Genomic DNA, 18971 nt, shown 5'->3' on the forward strand with positions numbered 1-18971 from the left:
GTGACTCGTCATGTAACGAATCGTTCGCAAGAGTGCGATCGGGCGGCCGTAAGTGCTTGTCAGCGCATAAATATCCTGGCACTTCCGCTGTGCCATCTGGGCGGTTTGGGTAGTTAGCTAAATGTTTGCTAGCCAATCGGCACCGCCGTAGCTAGCGTGCGATGTGAAACAAATCCGCCACGTTGGCAATCCGGCCGATCAGACGCTCCGAATCATAGGGCGTGGATCACGTTCCACGGTCGGCCTTGCGTGCCTGCTGTGGGACGTAGCTCAGAGAGTTGCGTCATACAGCGGCAGAACGGAGTGATTGATGAGTTCATTGGCCACGGACAGCGTCGACCAATGTTCATCGGGCGAATCCTCGGCACAACCATTCGTCTTGTCGCCGGCCCAAACGGCTCTCTGGTACGCGCAGCGGATTCGTCCGGACGTGCCATTGACGATCGCCCAGTATGTGGAGATCCGGGGCGACCTCGATGTCGGCCGGCTGCTCTACGCGATCGAGCGCTTCGGCGCCGAAGCCCAGGTCGGTCAGGTGCGGCTGCGGGAAATCGACGGAATCCCGCATCAGGTGGTCGATTCCACGCGCCGGCCGGGTTGGGCGCGGGTCGATCTGCGCGCCGAGCCCGACCCGCACGCCGCGGCGCTGCGCTGGATGAACGAGCACGCCGGCTCGCCGATCGATCTCGAACGCGATCCGCTCAGTACGAATGTCGTACTGCGGACCGGTGATTCGGACTACATCTGGTACGCCCGTGCGCACCACATCGTGATCGACGGCTACGGCGCGATGAACGCGCTCACCCGCACCGCGGAGATCTACACCGCGCTGGACAACCAGACCGAGCCGGTGGTGTCCAGAGCGACCCCGCTGGCCGAGATCTACGCCGACGAGGTGCGCTATCGCGACACCAGCCGGTTCCGCGCGGACCGCGACTACTGGCTCGAGCAACTGGCCGGCGCGGGCGAGCCGATGAGCCTGAGCGGTGCCACCGTCACCGCGGCCAGCCACGACGGCGGCCGGCGCACCGCCACCGCCGTGCTCGACGACCGCGCCCAGTCCGCGATGGACGCGGCGGTCACCGCCTTCGGCACCGCCAACTCCGCGCTGTTCGTCGCGGCGCTCGGCGCGTATGTGCGGTCGGTGACCGGCAATTCGGATGTGGTGCTGAGCCTGCCGGTGTCCGCGCGCACCACGGTCTCGCTGCGCCGCTCGGCCGGCGTGGTGTCCAACGTGGTGCCGATCCGGCTGCGGTTCACCGCCGACACCACCGTCGCCGAGGTGGTGAAGGCCACCGAGTTGCAGATCACCGGCGCGCTGCGCCATCAGCGCTACCGGCACGACGACATCCGCCGCGACTGCGGCTACTCCCGTGACGCGCGCGGCTTCTTCGGCCCGATGGTCAACATCATGCTGTTCCACGACGAGCTGAAGTTCGGCAATCTGGTCGGCTCGCTGAACGTGCTGGCCACCGGACCCGTCGAGGACCTGTCGGTCAACCTGTACAACGGCGTCGGCAATCGGATCCACGTCGACTTCGAGGCCAACCCGCGGCTCTACAGCGAGACCGAGGTGAGCACCCACCACGACCGCTACCTCGATTTCCTCACCCGCTTCCTCACCGCCGCACCGGACACCCTCGCCGAGTCGCTCACCGCGATCACGGCGACCGAACGCGACCGGGTCCTGCACGACTGGAACGCCACCGAGACCCCGCCGCACACCGGCACCCTCGCGAGTCTGTTCGCCGAGCGTGCCGCGAGCTGCCCCGAGACCGTCGCGCTCGAATTCGGCGACGAGGCACTTACGTATGCCGAGCTCGACGACCGCGCCAACCGGCTCGCCCGATTGCTCATAGCGCAGGGCGCGGGTCCCGAGCGGGTCGTCGCGCTGTGCCTGCGCCGCAGCCTCGAACTCGTCGTCGGCATCTACGCGATCGTCAAGACGGGCGCGGCCTACCTGCCGTTGGATCCCGAGCATCCGGCCGAGCGCATCGAACAGATCGTGGCTCAGGCGGCACCGGTCTGCGTGCTGACAGCCGAGCGCGACGAGCTCACCCTGCCGGTGGACCGGCTCGACCTCGACACCGTCGACCTGTCCGGCTTCGACAGCAGCCCGATCACCGACGCCGACCGCACGGCCGCGCTGCGCCCGGGTCACCTCGCCTACGTCATCTTCACCTCCGGTTCGACCGGAAAGCCGAAGGGTGTCGGCGTCACCCACGCCGCGATCGTCAACCGGCTGCGCTGGATGCAGCACGAATATCCGCTCGACCAGACCGACGCGGTCCTGCAGAAGACACCGGCCACCTTCGATGTGTCGGTGTGGGAGTTCTTCTGGCCCTTGCAGATCGGCGCGCGGCTCGTCGTCGCCGAGCACGACGGACACCGGGATCCCGGCTACCTCGCCCGGCTGATCACCGAAAAGAAAATCACCACAGCGCATTTCGTGCCATCGATGCTGTCGGTCTTCGTCACCGACACCGATGTGCGCGGCTGCACGGCGCTGCGTCAGGTGTTCTGCAGTGGTGAAGCACTGCCCGCCGCGACGGTTCGCGACTTTCACGCCGCGTTGCATCACCCTGCCCTGCACAACCTGTACGGCCCGACCGAAGCCGCGGTCGACGTCACCTACTGGCCGTGCCCGGCCGATCCGGCGAGCGTGCCGATCGGCTCGCCGGTCTGGAATACCCAGACCTACGTGCTGGATTCGCGCCTGCGACCGGTGCCGCCCGGTGTGGTGGGTGAGCTGTATCTGGCCGGTGTGCAGCTGGCCCGCGGTTATCTCGGCCAGCCCCGGCTCACCGCGGATCGCTTCGTGGCCAACCCGTTCAGCCCCGGCGTCCGGATGTACCGCACCGGCGACCTGGCCCGCTGGCAGCTCTCGACCGGCCGCCCCGGCGTGCTGGAATACATGGGCCGCAGCGACTTCCAGGTCAAGATCCGCGGCCTGCGCATCGAGCTCGGCGAGATCGAGGCGGCCTTGCTGTCCGACGAGCGGGTGGCCAGGGCGGTCTGTGTGGCGCACACCGGCCGCAACGGTGACGAACTGGTCGCCTACGTCGTCGCCGCCCTCGACGCCGAGGAGTATCGGCCCGCCGTGCCCAGCGCAGGCCCGCCGCACCCGGCGTCCCGGATCGACACGGCCGCACTGCTGACCGCACTGCGGCGCACCCTGCCCGCGTACATGGTGCCCTCCGCGCTGATGGAGCTCGACGAGCTGCCGCTCAGCGCCAACGGCAAGATCGACCGCAAGGCGCTGCCCGCGCCCGCGGTGGGTGCCCGCTCGGCCAACAGATCGACCGCCGAGCCGCGCACCGAGGTGGAGCGAGTACTCGCGGGCATCTTCGCCGAGGTGCTGGGCACCGACGACATCGGCGTCGAGGACAGCTTCTTCGACCTCGGCGGCAATTCGCTGATCGCCGCCCGCGCGGTGGCCAGGATCAATGCCGCCCTCGGCACCGGTCTGACCATTCGCGACCTGTTCGAGGCGTCCACCATCGCCGCGCTCACCCAGTGCTTCGCCACGCACACCACCGATGTCGCCTCGCCGAAACTTGTTGCGGGCGAACGGCCGGAGCGGATTCCGCTGTCGCTCGCCCAGCAGCGGTTGTGGATTCTCAACCGATTCGCCGAACATGCCGCCGCCTACAACATGCCCCTCGCGGTTCGGATCGACGGCCCGCTCGACGTCGAGGCCTTGCGCGCCGGACTGGTCGACGTGATCGAACGGCACGAGAGCCTGCGCACCACGTTCCCGGAGTCGGCCGACGGGCCGTGCCAGCTGATCCACCCGGCCGCCGAGATCCCGCTGACGCTCGACCCGATCGATGCCACCGGTGCCGACGTCGCGGCGCTGGCCACCGAATTCGCCGGATACGGCTTCGATCTGCGCATCCAGGCCCCGATCCGGGTCGCGCTCTACACCACCGGACCCGACAGCTGGGTGTTTCTCCTTGTGCTGCACCACATCTGCGGTGACGGCTGGTCGATCGCACCGCTGGCGAGGGACCTGATGACCGCGGTATCGGCCCGAACCGACGGCGCCGCGCCGCAGTGGACACCGCTGCCCGTGCAGTACGCCGATTTCGCGCTGTGGCAGCGCGAACTGCTCGGCAACGAATCCGATCCGGCCAGCGCGCTCAGTGGCCAACTGACCCACTGGCGTTCGGCGCTGACCGGGCTGCCCGACCAGCTCGACCTGCCGCTCGACCGCCCGCGCCCGCTGCGCCGGTCCACCACCGGCGCCCGGGTCGAATTCGCCATCGCTCCCGAAATCCGCCGTGCCGCAGGCGAACTGGCGGCCACCCGGGGCGTGAGCATGTTCATGGTGCTGCACGCCGCGCTGGCCACCCTGCTGTCGCGGCTGTGCGCGAGCACCGACATCGCCATCGGCACACCCATCGCGGGCCGCTCCGACCCGGCGCTGGACGAGCTGGTCGGCATGTTCGTCAACACCCTGGTGCTGCGCACCGAGGTCGACCCCGCCGCGGGCTTCGACCGGATGCTCGACGTGGTGCGCGAGACCGACCTCAACGCGTTCGCCAACGCCGACGTGCCGTTCGAGCGGCTGGTCGAGGTGGTCAATCCGGAACGCTCCGCCGCCAGGCACCCGCTGTTCCAGGTGATGCTGTCCTACGACCGCGCGCCGGACCTGCGCGTCGAACTGTCCGGCGTGCGGGCCGAGGTGCTGCCGATCGTCTCCGACATCGCCAAGTTCGATCTGCAACTGGTGGTGCACGACGACATCTCCGACGGGCCGCTGACCGCCGAATTCGGCTACGCCACCGATATTTTCGACGCCTCGACGGTCGAGTCGTTCGCCCGCCGATTCGTCGCGGTGCTCAACGCGGTGGTCGCCGCACCGAGCCTGCCGATCGGCGACCTGACCATCCTGGACCGCCGCGAACTGGCCAACCTGGTGCCGATCGCGGGCTCGCCCGCCGAGCCGTTCAGCACCTTGGCACGGCTGCTCACCGATACCGCCGAGCGGCTGCCGGACGCGGTGGCGGTGCGCTACCTCGGCATCGACACCACCTACCGCGAGCTCGACGAGACGTCGAACAAGCTGGCCCGCGCGCTGATCGAGCACGGCGCGGGCCCCGAGGTAGTGGTCGCGATCGCGCTGCCGCGCGGACTGGACGCCATCACCGCCGTGTGGGCCGTCGCGAAAACCGGTGCCGCCTATGTGCCGATCGATCCGGGTTACCCGGGCGAGCGGATCACGCACATGATCAACGACTCCGGCGCGCTGCTCGGCCTGACCGACGCGGAATGCCTTGCGGCCATGCCGGAATGGCCCGCGCCACGCGGCAAGCACCGCAAGACCTACCTCGACTGGCTGGTGCTCGGGTCCGACGAGCTCGCCGCCGAATTGGTGGACCACTCAACAGGTCCCGTCACCGATGTGGACCGGCATCTGCCGCTGTGCACGGTGCATCCGGCGTACCTCATCTACACCTCCGGCTCGACCGGAACGCCGAAGGCCGTGGTCATCACCCACGCCGGGCTCGCGTCCCTCGCGCACGAGCAGATGCATCTGTTCGGCGTCTCGGATTCGGCACGGACACTGCACTTCTCGTCGCCGAGCTTCGACGCGTCGGTGCTCGAGCTGCTGCTCGGCTTCGCGGCGGGCGCCACCATCGTCGTCGCGCCCGCGGGTCTGTACGGCGGCGCCGAGCTCGCCGCGTTCTTACGCGACGAACGGGTCACCCATGCCTTCGTCACCCCCGCCGCGCTGGCCACCGTGCCGAGCGAGGGGCTCGACGAGCTCGAGGCGGTCATCGTCGGCGGTGAGGCGTGCTCGGAGGAGCTCGTCGAGACCTGGTCGGTCGAGCACCGCATGCACAACATGTACGGGCCGTCCGAGGCGACCGTCGCGGCCACCGCGACCGGTCCGATGGTGCCGGGCCGCCCGGTGCCGCTGGGCAGGCCGATCCGCGGCATGCGGTTGTTCGTGCTGGACGGACGGCTGCACCCGGTGCCGCCGGGGACGCCGGGCGAGCTGTATTTGTCCGGACCCGGGCTGGCGCGCGGCTATCACGGCAGGTTCGGCCTTACCGCGCAACGGTTTCCGGCGAATCCGCACGGCAGGCGCGGCGAGCGGATGTACCGCACCGGCGATCTGGTGGTTGTCGAATCGGGCGGGGGACGGCAGCCGGCGGGGTTGGTGAACGCAGGGCAGCTGCGCTTCCTCGGCCGGGCCGACGATCAGATCAAGATCCGCGGCTTCCGGATCGAGTTGCGCGAGGTAGACCACGTGCTGCGGGGCTACCCCGGGGTGAGTTTCGCGCTCACCGTGGTGCACACCGACGAGCAGGGGCAACCAAGGCTCGCGTCGTATGTCACGGTGGACAGGCCGGTGGCGGCCGCGGCGATCGTCGAGGCCGCGCGGCAGCGGCTGCCCGGGTACATGGTGCCCGCGTCGGTCATCGTGCTGGACGAGCTGCCGGTCACTCCGGCGGGCAAGCTGGATCGAAAGGCGTTCCCGGAACCGGTTTTCGCCGCCATCGGTTCGTCCCGCGCGCCGAGCACCGAGCTGGAATTGCGGGTCGCGGGCGTGTTCGGCGACATTCTCGGCCGTCCCGTCGCCGGAGCGGAGGACAGCTTCTTCGACGTCGGCGGCAACTCGCTGCTGGCCACCAGGCTCGCCGCGGCACTGCACGCGGAATTCGGAGTCGACCTGCCGGTGCGGGTGATCTTCGAGGCGCCCACCGTCGCGGGTGTCGCCGAGCGGCTGACGGAAGCGCCCCGGACGCAGCGGTTGGCGCTGGCTGTGCAGACCACGCGTCCGGGACGCATTCCATTGTCGCTGCCGCAGCAGCGACTGTGGTTCCTCAATCGATATTCTCCCGAATCGAGCGCATATAACATCGCTTTCGTTATCCGAATCTCCGGTGATCTGGATGTGGCGGCGCTGCGCGCGGCACTCACCGACGTCATCGAGCGGCACGAGGTGTTGCGGACGATTTTCCCGGAGGACAGCGCCGGGGCCCAGCAATCGGTGCTGCCGACCGCCCGCGCGCTGCCGGCGATCGATCCGATCGACACCGACGACGCGGGCGCGGCGGCGGCCCTGCGCACCCTCGCGCACACCGGCTTCGACCTGGTGCGGGCCACGCCGCTGCGAACTACGTTGCTGCGCACCAGCTCCGAGCGTTACCTGCTCGGCATCGTGGTGCACCACATCGCCGCCGACGGCTGGTCGCTCGGCCCGCTGACCAGGGACCTGGCCGCCGCGTACGTGGCGAGGCACGAGGGCGCCGCACCCGCGTGGGCGCCACTTCCGGTGCAGTACGCGGACTTCGGGCTGTGGCAGCGCGCCTGCCTCGGCGACGAGAACGACAAGGACAGCCTCGCGGGCAACCAGCTGGCGTACTGGCGGACCGCGCTGGCCGACCTGCCCGACGAACTCCCGCTGCCGTACGACCGGCCGCGACCCGCGGAACCGACGCAGCGGGCGGGCACGGTGAAATTCACGGTGCCCGAGCCGGTGCAGCATGCCCTCGCCGACCTCGGCAAGGAACAGGGCGTCAGCATGTTCATGGTGCTGCGCTCCGCGCTGGCGGTGCTGCTGCGCTCGGTCACCGGCGGCCGCGACATTGTGATCGGTACCCCGGTCGCGGGGCGCACCGACACCAAGCTCGACGAGCTGGTCGGCATGTTCGTCAACACGCTGGTGCTGCGTTCCGATGTCGATCCGGACCGCACCTTCGCGGGACTGCTGCGCGCCGATCGGGACACCGAGCTGGCCGCGATGGCGCACGCGGACGTACCGTTCGAGCGCATCGTCGAGGAATTGGGCCGGGACGCAAGGAGTTCCGGTCGCCATCCGCTGTTCCAGGTGGCGCTCAGCGTGCAGGACGGTCCGGTTCCGATGCTGGAGTTGCCGGGTCTCGCCTTGCGCGCCGAGGAACTCGACATCGCGCTGGCCAAGTTCGACCTGGAACTGCGGGTCGCCCACATCGGCTGCGACGCCGGACCGGGCGAACCCGGTCAAGCCTTCGAATTCGTCTATGCCGCCGAGCTTTTCGACGAGTCGACGATCCACACGCTGGCCGACCGGTTCCTGCGGGTGCTCGCGGCGGTCACCGCCGATCCACGAGTCCTGGTGCGCGACATCGACGCTCGCACCGAACGCGAGCGACGCCTGTTCGCGCCGGCGACCGGCGGGGCGACGATGCCGCAGTGCACGTTGTCCGCGTACTTCACCGCCACCGCGCACATGCATCCGCAGCGCACCGCCCTGCAGTCGGGCAGCACCACGCTGACCTACGCGGAGGTGGATCGCCGCTCGAACCGGTTGGCGCGGGCGCTGCTCGCGCGCGACATCGGGATCGGGGACCGGGTCGCGCTCGGGCTCACCCGATCGGTCGAATCCATCGTCACCCAGCTCGCCGTGGTCAAGTCCGGCGCCGCGTTCGTGCCGGTCGACCCGAACTACCCGGCCGACCGGATCCAGCACATGCTCGCCGACGCGGGCTGCTGGGTCGGCGTCACCGTCGCCGCGCACGCCGACCGGCTGCACGCGGTCGACGGCCCGGCGACCGAATGGCTGCTGCTGGACGATCCCGACTTCGGCACCGAACTGGCGACCTACGACGACGCACTGGTCGACGACCTCGACCGGCTGTGCACCATCGAGGCGTCCGACCTCGCGTACCTGATCTACACCTCCGGCTCCACCGGAAAACCCAAGGGCGTCGCGGTCACCCACGCCGGACTGTCCAACTTCGCCGACGAGCTGCGCGACCGCATGCGGGTCGACCGCGAGTCGCGCACGCTGCACTTCTCCTCGCCGAGCTTCGACGCGGCGATGCTGGACCTGCTGCTCGCGGTGGGTTCCGGTGCGGCCATGGTGATCTGCCCGCCGGAGGTCTACGGCGGCGACGAGCTGGCGGCGCTGCTGGAGCGGGAGCGGATCACGCACACCTTCCTGACGCCGGCCGCGCTGTCGACCATCGATCACGAGCGCTGGCCGCTGCCGCACCTGCGGGCGCTGATGGTCGGCGGCGAGGCCTGCGGGCCCGATCTGGTGGCGCGCTGGGCGCCCGGGCGGGCCATGTTCAACGGGTACGGGCCGACCGAGACGACCGTCGTCGCGACCATCGCGACGCTGACCGCCGACCGGCCGGTCACCATCGGCACGCTGGTTCGCGGCGCGCGGGCGCTGGTGCTGGACGAGCGGCTGCGGCCGGTGCCGGTCGGCGTGCCCGGCGATCTGTACCTCGGCGGGCACGGCGTGGCGCGCGGGTACTTCGACCGATTCGGGCTCACCGCACTGCGTTTCGTGGCCGATCCGCACGGTCCGGCCGGTGCCCGGCTCTACCGCACCGGCGACGTGGTGCGCTGGAACGGCGCGGGCGAGCTGTGCTACCTCGGCCGCAGCGATCACCAGGTGAAGGTGCGTGGCTTCCGCATCGAGCTCGGCGAGATCACCGCCGCGCTCGGCGAGCATCCCGGAGTGCGGTTCGCGCACACCGAGGTTCGGCAGATCGCGGGCGCGGATCGGATCGTGTCCTTTGTGCAGGCTTCCGACGAGCACGCGGGTGTGGATGTGGAGGCGGTGCGCGCCCATCTGGGCGCGCAGTTGCCGACGCACATGGTTCCCACGAGTATCACTGTGCTGGAACATATTCCGCTGACGCCGGTGGGCAAGTTGGATACCGCCGCGCTGCCCGAACCGCAGCTCGTCGCCGATGTCGCGGCGCGGGCGCCGGAGACCGAGTCGGAGCTGCTGGTCGCCAGGGTGATGGCGGACCTGGTCGGCGTCGACGAGGTGCGGGCCGACGACAGCTTCTTCGATATCGGCGGAAACTCGCTGCTGGCAACGCAACTCGTGGCCCGGCTGGCGGCGGCGACGAACATCCGGCTGGAAGTCCGCACCGTGTTCGCCGCGCCGAAGGTGGCCGCGCTTGCCGCGCTGCTCGATTCGGGACCCGCGGGCTCGGACGCACGCCCGGCGTTGGCGCGGCGGCACCGGCCGGAGCGGATTCCGCTGTCGGCGGCGCAGCGTCGGCTGTGGTTCCTCAACCGGTTCAACGGATCCGGCGAAGACCAGACCGCGGGCGCCTACAACGTGCCGGTCGTGCTCCGGATGAACGGCAAGCTCGACGTCGACGCGCTGGTGATGGCGCTGCACGCGGTACAGGCCAGGCACGAGACGCTGCGCACCGTGTTCCCCGAGACCAATGGTGAACCGGCCCAGCAGATCCTGGATCTGGCCGCCGCCGCGCTGACGCTGTTCGTCGCGACGGTCACCCCGGACGAGGTCGACGACGCCGTACGGCGCTTCGCCGCACCGGGATTCGACCTCGCGGGCATGGTGCCGATCCGGGCCGCGCTGATCTCCGTCTCGCCCTACGGCGATACCGGCGTGCAGAATCCGGCCGAGGTGTCCGACGAGCACGTCCTCGTCTTGGTGGTGCACCACATCGCCATGGACGGCTGGTCGCTCGAGCCGATGGCGCTCGACGTGGCCACCGCCTACCGGGCGGCCTGCGCGGGACAGACGCCGCAGTGGACCGATCTCACCGTGCAGTACGCGGATTACACACTGTGGCAACAGGACACGCTCGGCGCCGAGCACGACGCCGACTCGGTGCTGAGCCGTCAGCTCGCCTACTGGCGGCGCACCCTCGACGGCAGTCCTGAGCTGCTCACCGTGCCCGCTGACCGGCGGCGGCCACCGATGCCGTCGTATCGGGGCGGGCTGGTCGAATGCTCGGTCGACGCGTTCACCCACCGGGAACTGCGCACGGTCGCGACCAGCAACAACGTCAGCATGTTCATGGTGCTGCACGCCGCGCTCGCGGTACTGCTGCACCGGATGAGCGCGACCGACGACATCACCGTCGGCACGCCCATCGCCGGACGCGGCCATCCCGCGCTGGACCGGTTGATCGGCATGTTCGTCAACACCCTGGTGCTGCGCACTCGGATCGATCCGGATGCCAGGTTCACCGATCTGCTGCACACCGTCCGCGACACCGATCTCGACGCGTTCGCGCACGCCGACGTGCCGTTCGAGCGGCTCGTCGAGGTGCTGAATCCGGCACGATCCCAAGCCCATCACCCGATGTTCCAGGTGATGCTCTCGGTGCAGAACCAACCGGTGCGCGGGCTGGACCTGCCCGAGCTGCGGATCGAGGCGGCCGATATCGACACCGGCATCGCCAAGTTCGATCTGCAGTTCACGCTCACCGAATCGCAGACACCGGAACGGGATCCGGCGGGCATCACGCTGTCGGTGAACTACGCAAGCGACCTGTTCGACGAGCAGACCGCGCTGCGGCTCGGCAAGCGACTGGTCCGGCTGCTCGCGGCCGTTGCCGCGAATCCGACTACCGCCGTGGGTGATCTGGAGCTGCTCGATCCCGCCGAATGGTCCGGGCTCGCCCCGGTGCGCGGCGCGGAGGCGGACCGGCCGGTCACCTTCCCCGAGGTGTTCGCGGCGGCGGCGAACGTCGATCGCAAGGCGGTCGCGTTGCGCACCGAGGACACACAGGTCAGCTACGACGCGCTCGACCGGTGGACGAACCGGCTGGCGCGGGTGCTGATCCGGCAGGGCGTCGGTCCGGAAACACTGGTGGCGCTGGGTATTCCGCGATCGGTCGAATCGGTGGCGACGGTGCTCGCGGTGGCCAAGGCCGGTGCCGCGTTCGTGCCCGTCGACCCGCTGTATCCGGCGCACCGGATCGAGCACATGCTGTCGGATTCCGGTGCGGCGCTGGGCATCACGCTCGGCGACTATCGAGCCGAGTTGCCCGCCGGCGTGCAGTGGATCGTGCTGGACGACGCGCACTTCCGCGGCCTCGTGCTCGACGCGTCGGACGCGCCGATCACCGCCGCGGAACGCACCGCGCCGCTGCGGATGGACAACCCGGCGTATGTGATCTACACGTCCGGTTCGACCGGCACGCCGAAGGGCGTGGTGGTCACGCACGGCGGTCTGTCCAACTTCGCGGCCGAGACGGCGCAGCGGTTCGACGTCCGGCCCGGTTGCCGCGTCCTGCATTTCGCGACCCCGAGCTTCGACGCGGCGATGCTGGACCTGCTGCTGGCACTCGGCGGCGCGGCCACCCTGGTGATCACGCCACCCGGTGTGGTCGGCGGCGAAGACCTCGCGCGGGTGTTCATCGACGAGGCGATCACGCACGCGTTCATCACCACCTCGGCGCTCGGCACGGTCGACCCGACCGGGGTCACCGAGTTGCGGCACGTGCTGGTCGGCGGCGAGGCGCTGCCGCCGGACCTGGTCACCCGATGGGCGCCGAACCGCAACCTGTACAACGTGTACGGGCCCACCGAGACGACCATCGTCACGGTGATCGGGCAGCCGTTGACGCCGGGTGGTCCGATCACCATCGGCGGGCCGATCCGCGGCGTCAGCGCGACCATCCTGGACATGCGCCTGCACCCGGCACCGGTCGGTGTCACGGGCGAATTGCACCTGTCCGGTGCCGCGTTGGCTCGCGGTTACCTGAATCGGCCGGGTCTCACGGCGCAGCGGTTCGTCGCGAATCCGTATGGCAAGCCGGGGGAGCGGATGTATCGGACCGGCGACCTGGTGCGCTGGTGGTCCGGGCAGGGTTCGTTGTCGGCGGGGCGCAGTACGGGCGCGGGACGTGAGATCGAATACGTCGGGCGGACCGATCATCAGGTCAAGATCCGTGGCTTCCGTATCGAACTCGGTGAGATCGACGCGGCGCTCGCGCGGCACGGTGCGGTGGAGTTCTCCACCACCATCGGGCATCGCACGCCCGCGGGGACTACCGCGCTGGTGTCGTATGTGAAGGCGCGCAACGGGGTGTCCGCGGCCGAGCTCACCGAGCACGTGGCCGAGCTGGTGCCGAATTACATGGTGCCGCAATCGATCATGATGCTCGACCGGGTGCCGCTCAGTCCGGTCGGCAAGCTGGATCGAAAAGCGTTGCCGGAACCGGTGTTCGCGTCCGCCGAGGGTTATCGTGCGCCGTCCACTCCGACGGAGGTGGCGCTGTGCGCGGCCTTCGCCACGGTGCTCGGCATGGAATCGGTGGGCGCCGACGACGGGTTCTTCGAACTCGGCGGCAACTCGCTGCTGGCCACGAAAGTTGTTGCGCAGGTGCGGGCTAACGGTCTCGACCTGCCGGTGCAGTTGATGTTCGGCGAGGCGACCCCGGCGGCCATCGCGGCTCGCCTCGACGGCTCGGGTGCGGGCATCGCGGCGGCATTGGGTCCGGTGCTGCCGATCCGTCCGAACGGCACCGGGGCACCGCTGTTCTGCATCCATCCCGCGATCGGGCTGGCCTGGTGCTACTCCGGTCTGCTCGCGCATCTCGCACCGGACCGTCCGGTGTACGGGCTGCAGGCGCCGCACGTCGCGGGCGAGGACGGCTTCGCCTCGATCACCGAGGCCGCGGGACAGTATGTGGCGCATATCAAGTCGATCCAGCCGACCGGGCCCTACCACCTGCTCGGCTGGTCGCTCGGCGGCCTGATCGCGCACGAGGTGGCGGTGCGGTTGCAGGAGGCGGGCGACGAGGTCGCGCTGCTGTCGATGATGGACAGCTACCGGCTCTCCGACGCCTGGCTCGAGCATGCGATCCCGAGCGTGGCCGAGATCATCGAGGAATTCGGCAGCGACCAGCTCGACACCCCGATCGATCCGGCCATGAACCTGCGCGACGCGGCGGAGCTGCTGCGCGCGCGGCCGGGGCCGTTCGCGGCGCTCACCGTCGAGCACCTCGAACGGCTCTACGCGGGCTACACGAACGGCACGCTGCTCGCGCACAGTTTCCGGCCCCGCGTCTTCGACGGCGACCTGCTGTTCTTCACCGCCGCCGCGGACGAGATCAACCGGGCCGATCCGGAACGCCGCGCGGCCGCGTGGCAACCGTTCGTCACCGGCGCCATCCATGATCATGAACTGCCGTGCAGGCACTCGGCGATGACCGCACCCGAATCGCTCGCCGCGATCGGCCCGGTGCTGCGCAGGCAGCTGGACGGTACGCCGGCACGACAGTCGACCAACGGGTCGCACCCGGTCAATGGAGACCCGAAACGGGCCAAGAACGGCTCGCGATCCGAGAAGCCTGCCATCGGGATCAGAAAGAAGGAGAAGCAAAGGTGAGTGGGCGAGACGTGCAGGGGTCCACCGACAGGCCGACCGCGAAGGCGGGGGAGTCGCTCGTGGAGGTGAACCAGTGAGCTTGGCAGTAGAAGTCCTCGGCCTGGTGAAGAGTTACGGCAAGATCCGGGTGCTGGACAACATCGACCTGCAGATCCCTACCGGCACGGTGATGGGGCTGCTCGGGCCGAACGGGGCGGGTAAGACGACGACGGTTCGCATCGTCACCACGCTGCTGCGTCCGGACGCCGGGTCGGTTCGGGTGGCCGGGGTGGATGTGCTGCGTAATCCGGGTGCGGCGCGGCGGCGGATCGGTCTGTCCGGTCAGTACGCCGCGGTCGACGCGAATCTGTCCGGGTACGAGAACCTGCGGATGGTGGCTCGGCTGTACGGGATGTCGCAGCGGCAGTCCACCGCACGGGCCGCGGAACTGTTGAGCGCGTTCGGGTTGGAACAGGCGGCCGACCGCAGGGCGGGCACCTACTCCGGTGGCATGGCGCGGCGGCTCGACCTGGCCGGGGCGCTCGTGGCCCGGCCCGCGGTGGTGGTGCTGGACGAGCCGACCACCGGGCTCGACCCGCGTGGGCGGCTCGACATGTGGCGCGTCATCGGCGATCTCGTCGACGACGGCACCACCGTGCTGCTCACCACCCAGTATCTGGAAGAAGCCGACCAACTCGCGGACCGGATCACCGTCATCGATCGCGGCCGGGTGATCGCGCGTGGTTCCGCGGACGAGTTGAAGATGTCCATCGGCGGTGATCGGCTCACCGTCACCCTCGCCGCCGGTCAGGACGTCACGCCCGCACTGCGGGTGCTCGCCCAGGTCGGCGTCGGCGAGCCGGGCCACGAGGACGGCACCGACGAGGTGTCGATCGTGGTCGGCGACGGCTCACGCACCATGGTCGAGGCGTTGCGCCGGCTCGATGACGCAGGCGTGTGCGTGGTGGACGCCGAGGTCCACCGCCCCAGCCTCGACGACGTATTCCTTTCGCTCACCGGCACTGCGGCCCGTGATTCGGCCGAGCGCCAGCCAGAAACCGATGACGTACAAGAGGAGATCCTGTCGTGAGAGCGCGTACCGACACAGCCGCCCTTGCGGGCGCGACGGAGCCGAACCGCAGCGAGGTGCAGTCGTGACTGCTGTCGTCGAGGTCCCGAAAATGCAAGTCGTCCAATTCGATTCGGGTCCGCGGTGGCGGATCTTCCGGGACAGCGCGATCGTCGCGCACCGCAATCTGCTGACCATTCTGCGGGTGCCGACCTTACTGGTGACCGCGACGATCCAGCCGCTGATGTTCGTGTTCCTGTTCGCCTACATCTTCGGCGGGTCGCTCGGCGGCAGCCAATACCGCGAATTCCTGCTGGCCGGAATCTTCACGCAGACAGTCGCTTTCAACGCGGCCTTCACCACCGTCGGCCTGGCCAGCGACCTGCAGAAGGGCATCATCGACCGGATGCGCACGCTGCCGATGTCGCGGCTCGCCGTGCTGATGGGGCGCACGCTGTCCGACTTGGTGGTCAATATCCTCAGCGTCGCCGTCATGGTCGGCTGCGGTTACGTCGTCGGCTGGCGAATCAACGGCGGAATCGCCGACGCCGCACTGGCATTCGGGGTGATCCTGCTGTTCGCCTTCGCCATGTCCTGGGTCGGCGCACTCACCGGCCTGATGTCACCCAACGTCGAAGTAGCCCAGAGCGCAGGCCTCATCTGGCTGTTCCCCCTGTCCTTCATCTCCTCGGCCTTCATCCCCGGCTCCACCCTCCCCGGCCCCCTCCGCACCATCGCCGAATGGAACCCCATCACCGCAGTAGCCGGAGCAGGCCGCAAACTCTTCGAAAACGACGCCCCACCCACCTTCGCCCACGCCACCGGCTGGCCCGCCGACCACTGCATCGAATACGCCATAGCCTGCTCCCTCGCGATCCTCGCCATAGCCGTCCCCTTAGCCCTCGCCCAGTACCGCAAGGTAGCCAGCCACTAACCCCACCAGGCCAACCACCACCGCGCCTGCCCACCCGGCACAGCGGGCACACCCGGCACAGTGCGGGAAATCCGCACTCGCACTCGGGACATGCACTTGGAATAGGGCCCTAAAGGCAGTGCATGTCCCGAGTTAGGGTGCGGGGTTTTGCTGACGGACGTCTGGACGCGCGAAAGGCCGCCGGCATCTTTCGATGCGGGCGGCCTTTTCGGCTAATTGCGACCTAGACGCGGCGGCGGGTCTTGAGGAGGTCGAGGCGCTCCTTGAGGAGTTCCTCGAGCTCTTCCTTGCTGCGGCGTTCCAGCAGCATGTCCCAGTGGGTGCGCGGCGGCTTGACCTTCTTGGTCTCGACGGTGGTGCCCTCGATCAGCATGCCTTCCTGACCGTTGCGGCACAGCCACGTCGGGGGAATCTCGGCGTCGTCGGCGAACGGGACGTCGAATTCTTCACCGTTGTCGGTGCGGTACCGGGCGATCCGACGCGGAGCCAGGTCGTGGTCGCGATCGGTCTCGTAGCTCACCGCTCCGAGCCGACTGCCCCGGAGTACGCGATCTGCCATGGTGTGCCTCTCCCTGTGTGCTCGAGTCTTGTTGCTGCGACCGTACGAGCGTGTGGTGCTCGCTGGACCTTATGTGCAACGAACGGGCCTGCGCCGATAGTTCCCGACGGGCCGCGGAACCGTTCCATTGTAGTGCCAACGGCGCGCCTGCCTCGCCGCGCCCGCCGTCCGGCGGTTCTCGGGGGTCGCTGAGCGGGTTCGCGGCGTCGAGCGATTAAGGTTCTGCGTCATGTCGCGCCGCTCGCTGTCCCGCTAGGGGGTGTGTTCCATCTCTGATCGTCGTCACTCGCGCCAGCTGTCCTGCCTGTGGTGTGGGCGGGAAATCGTGGAGTCCGAGGCCGGCCGTCGCCGCCGGTACTGCCGCCAGTCCTGTCGCCAACGCGCCTACGAAAACCGCAACAGCCTCAAGGGGACCGGCATCCCCGACGACTCCGTCGTCCTCAGCGCCCAAGAGGCCGCCGACCTGGCCGACCGCTGGTTCGCCGCCCGCTGCGCCGCCGAAGACATCACCACAGCCATCGAAGAGGGCGCCAGCCCCGACGAACTGGCCACCCTAGGCAAAACCCTCCTCGAACTCACCCGAGACGCAGAACGCCTACGCTGACCCCTTGCCGAACAGCTTTGGCAGACAACAAGTGCGGATGCTGAAGGTGGGGCGAGTTGCTCAGAGCCGAGGCCCGGTGGCAGGTAGCTGACTTGACGTAGGAAACGTGCTCCTGACGCATGCTGCAGCATCAGTCAGGAGCACGTTTCCTACGTCAAGTGGGGCGCTAGACCTTGGCGTGGAGGGGTGGGGTGGTGGTCGCTGGGTGGAGCGGGACGAGCTGGGCGTTTGGGGTTGGATGTTCGGGAGCTGGGGTGGTGTGGGCTCGCCAGTAGATGAGGGCGAGTAGTGCGGCTACGCCTGCGGTGAGGCCGGCGAGGGCGGTCAGGGTGGTGGTGTCCGGGTGGATGAGGGATTGGGCGCGCATTGCCTGGGTGAAGACGATGGCCAGTAGGCCGGTGTAGCCGAGGGCGAGGACGCCGATTACTGCGGCTCGGGTGCGTTCGGGGCGCAGCCAGGGGTAGCGCGGGGCGAGCCAGGACAGGACGACGACGGCGAGTAGCAGGACTTGGATGGCGTGCAGGCCGAGGAAGTGGGGGATGCGGAGGTCGCCGCCGATAGTGCTCCAGTGGGTGAGCGGCATGCCCAGTACGGCGTCGCGGGGGGACAGGTCGCGGGTCGCGGGGTCGAGGACGGTGTGGCCGGCGACGAGCTTCACGATGTTGCCGTCGGCGTCGCGGACCAGTTGTTTGCCGGTGAAACCCATCAGGTAGCCGATCATCATCGCGACGACGGCCAGGAACAGCCCGGCGTGGATCGCCCGTGCGGTCGGCCGATCCACCAGCCGCTGCCAGCACAGGATCAGCGCGATGATCAGGTTCGCCAGGAACAGCCCCGGCACGCCCGACTGGAACACCAGCTGGCCGATATGGTTCACCGCGTCGGTCTCGGTGTTGAAATGGCTGAACGTGCCGCGCGCGGCCTGTAGTGCGATGAAACCGACATCGATGAACCCGGCCACCGCGAACAGCGTGCCCAACCACCAGGTCGCGCGACTTCCCTTGTGCGGCAACGACAACAGCCACGCCAGCGTGAGCCCGTACATGGCGAACGCGAAACCGAACTTCATCGGCTTCAACCAGACCGACTCGCCGAGCAGCATGCGGTCGTCGAACAACATTGCCACCAGCGAGAACACGACCAGCGCGATCATCGTGAGCGTCATCAACGTCAGCGGCCGATGCAGCCGGGCAGCGGCGTCGACCAGCGCACCACGGCGACGATGCCGCGCCGACGACCGACTATCGAGCGAGACAGCGGAATGTGTTGTTGGCATGCATCGAAGGTAGAAATCGGCACCCCCGGAACACGTCCCGCCGCAGTGAGGCTCCCCCCGATCGGTGGACACCTAGTTAGCGGGATGGTTTGTCCTGCTGAGAGGATGTCTGTATGTCTCGGAAGCGTCGGTCGTTCACGACCGAGTACAAGGTCGAGGCCGCGCATCGGGTGATCGATTCCGGCCGTTCGATCGCCGAGGTAGCCCGTGAGCTGGGCTTGGGTGAACCGCTTTTGTGTAAATGGGTCGCTGATGAGCGGCGCCGAGTCGAGGCTGCCGCCGTGCACGGACAGGCGCCGTTGAGCGTGGCGGAGCGGGCGGAGTTGCTGCGGTTGCGTAAACAGGTGGCCGAGCAGGAGAAAGACATTGTCTTTCTGAAAAAAGCCTCGGCGTACTTTGCGGCGATGCAGCAGAACAGGACCGGTTCGAGCTGATGG

7 protein-coding genes are annotated in these 18971 nt (G+C 68.7%); 5 read left to right on the plus strand and 2 right to left on the minus strand.

The features are described from left to right. Positions 1 to 310: 310 nt before the first annotated feature. The 3 genes from ACFWF1_RS31420 to ACFWF1_RS31430 all read left to right on the plus strand — a co-directional run bounded on the left by ACFWF1_RS31420 (position 311) and on the right by ACFWF1_RS31430 (position 16095). The gene (locus ACFWF1_RS31420) at positions 311 to 14113 is read left to right on the plus strand and encodes an amino acid adenylation domain-containing protein (protein WP_379322242.1); all 13803 of its coding nucleotides are present in this window, start codon (positions 311 to 313) and stop codon (positions 14111 to 14113) included. Positions 14114 to 14186: 73 nt separating this feature from the next. Then, complete coding sequence (locus ACFWF1_RS31425) at positions 14187 to 15182, plus strand: ATP-binding cassette domain-containing protein (RefSeq protein ID WP_379283426.1); 996 nt, start codon at positions 14187 to 14189, stop codon at positions 15180 to 15182. A gap of 130 nt (positions 15183 to 15312) precedes the next feature. After that, positions 15313 to 16095, plus strand: coding sequence for an ABC transporter permease (locus ACFWF1_RS31430; protein WP_379283903.1), 783 nt, complete (start codon positions 15313 to 15315; stop codon positions 16093 to 16095). A gap of 223 nt (positions 16096 to 16318) precedes the next feature. On the opposite strand, the gene ACFWF1_RS31435 is transcribed toward ACFWF1_RS31430, so the two are convergent. Further along, on the minus strand, positions 16319 to 16654 hold the full coding sequence (locus tag ACFWF1_RS31435) for an RNA polymerase-binding protein RbpA (protein WP_040731279.1): 336 nt from the start codon (positions 16652 to 16654) through the stop codon (positions 16319 to 16321). A 268-nt stretch (positions 16655 to 16922) separates the two neighbouring features. On the opposite strand from ACFWF1_RS31435, the gene ACFWF1_RS31440 reads away from it, so the two are divergent. Then, on the plus strand, positions 16923 to 17258 hold the full coding sequence (locus tag ACFWF1_RS31440; RefSeq protein ID WP_379283904.1) for a hypothetical protein: 336 nt from the start codon (positions 16923 to 16925) through the stop codon (positions 17256 to 17258). 166 nt (positions 17259 to 17424) lie between these two features. On the opposite strand, the gene ACFWF1_RS31445 is transcribed toward ACFWF1_RS31440, so the two are convergent. Then, the gene (locus ACFWF1_RS31445) at positions 17425 to 18534 is read right to left on the minus strand and encodes a hypothetical protein (RefSeq protein ID WP_379283427.1); all 1110 of its coding nucleotides are present in this window, start codon (positions 18532 to 18534) and stop codon (positions 17425 to 17427) included. A 113-nt stretch (positions 18535 to 18647) separates the two neighbouring features. Between ACFWF1_RS31445 and ACFWF1_RS31450 the strand changes: the two genes are divergently transcribed. Further along, on the plus strand, positions 18648 to 18968 hold the full coding sequence (locus ACFWF1_RS31450; RefSeq protein ID WP_379283428.1) for a transposase: 321 nt from the start codon (positions 18648 to 18650) through the stop codon (positions 18966 to 18968). The last annotated feature ends 3 nt before the right edge of the window (positions 18969 to 18971 follow it).

Source organism: Nocardia sp. NPDC060255, assembly GCF_042727395.1.
Taxonomy (GTDB): domain Bacteria; phylum Actinomycetota; class Actinomycetes; order Mycobacteriales; family Mycobacteriaceae; genus Nocardia.

Bases quoted from the DNA above. Each gene is read 5' to 3' on its own strand.
- ACFWF1_RS31450 (WP_379283428.1), top strand. From the start codon at position 18,648: ATGTCTCGGAAGCGTCGGTCGTTCACGACCGAGTACAAGGTCGAGGCC.
- ACFWF1_RS31435 (WP_040731279.1), bottom strand. From the start codon at position 16,654: ATGGCAGATCGCGTACTCCGGGGCAGTCGGCTCGGAGCGGTGAGCTAC.
- ACFWF1_RS31445 (WP_379283427.1), bottom strand. From the start codon at position 18,534: ATGCCAACAACACATTCCGCTGTCTCGCTCGATAGTCGGTCGTCGGCG.
- ACFWF1_RS31420 (WP_379322242.1), top strand. From the start codon at position 311: ATGAGTTCATTGGCCACGGACAGCGTCGACCAATGTTCATCGGGCGAA.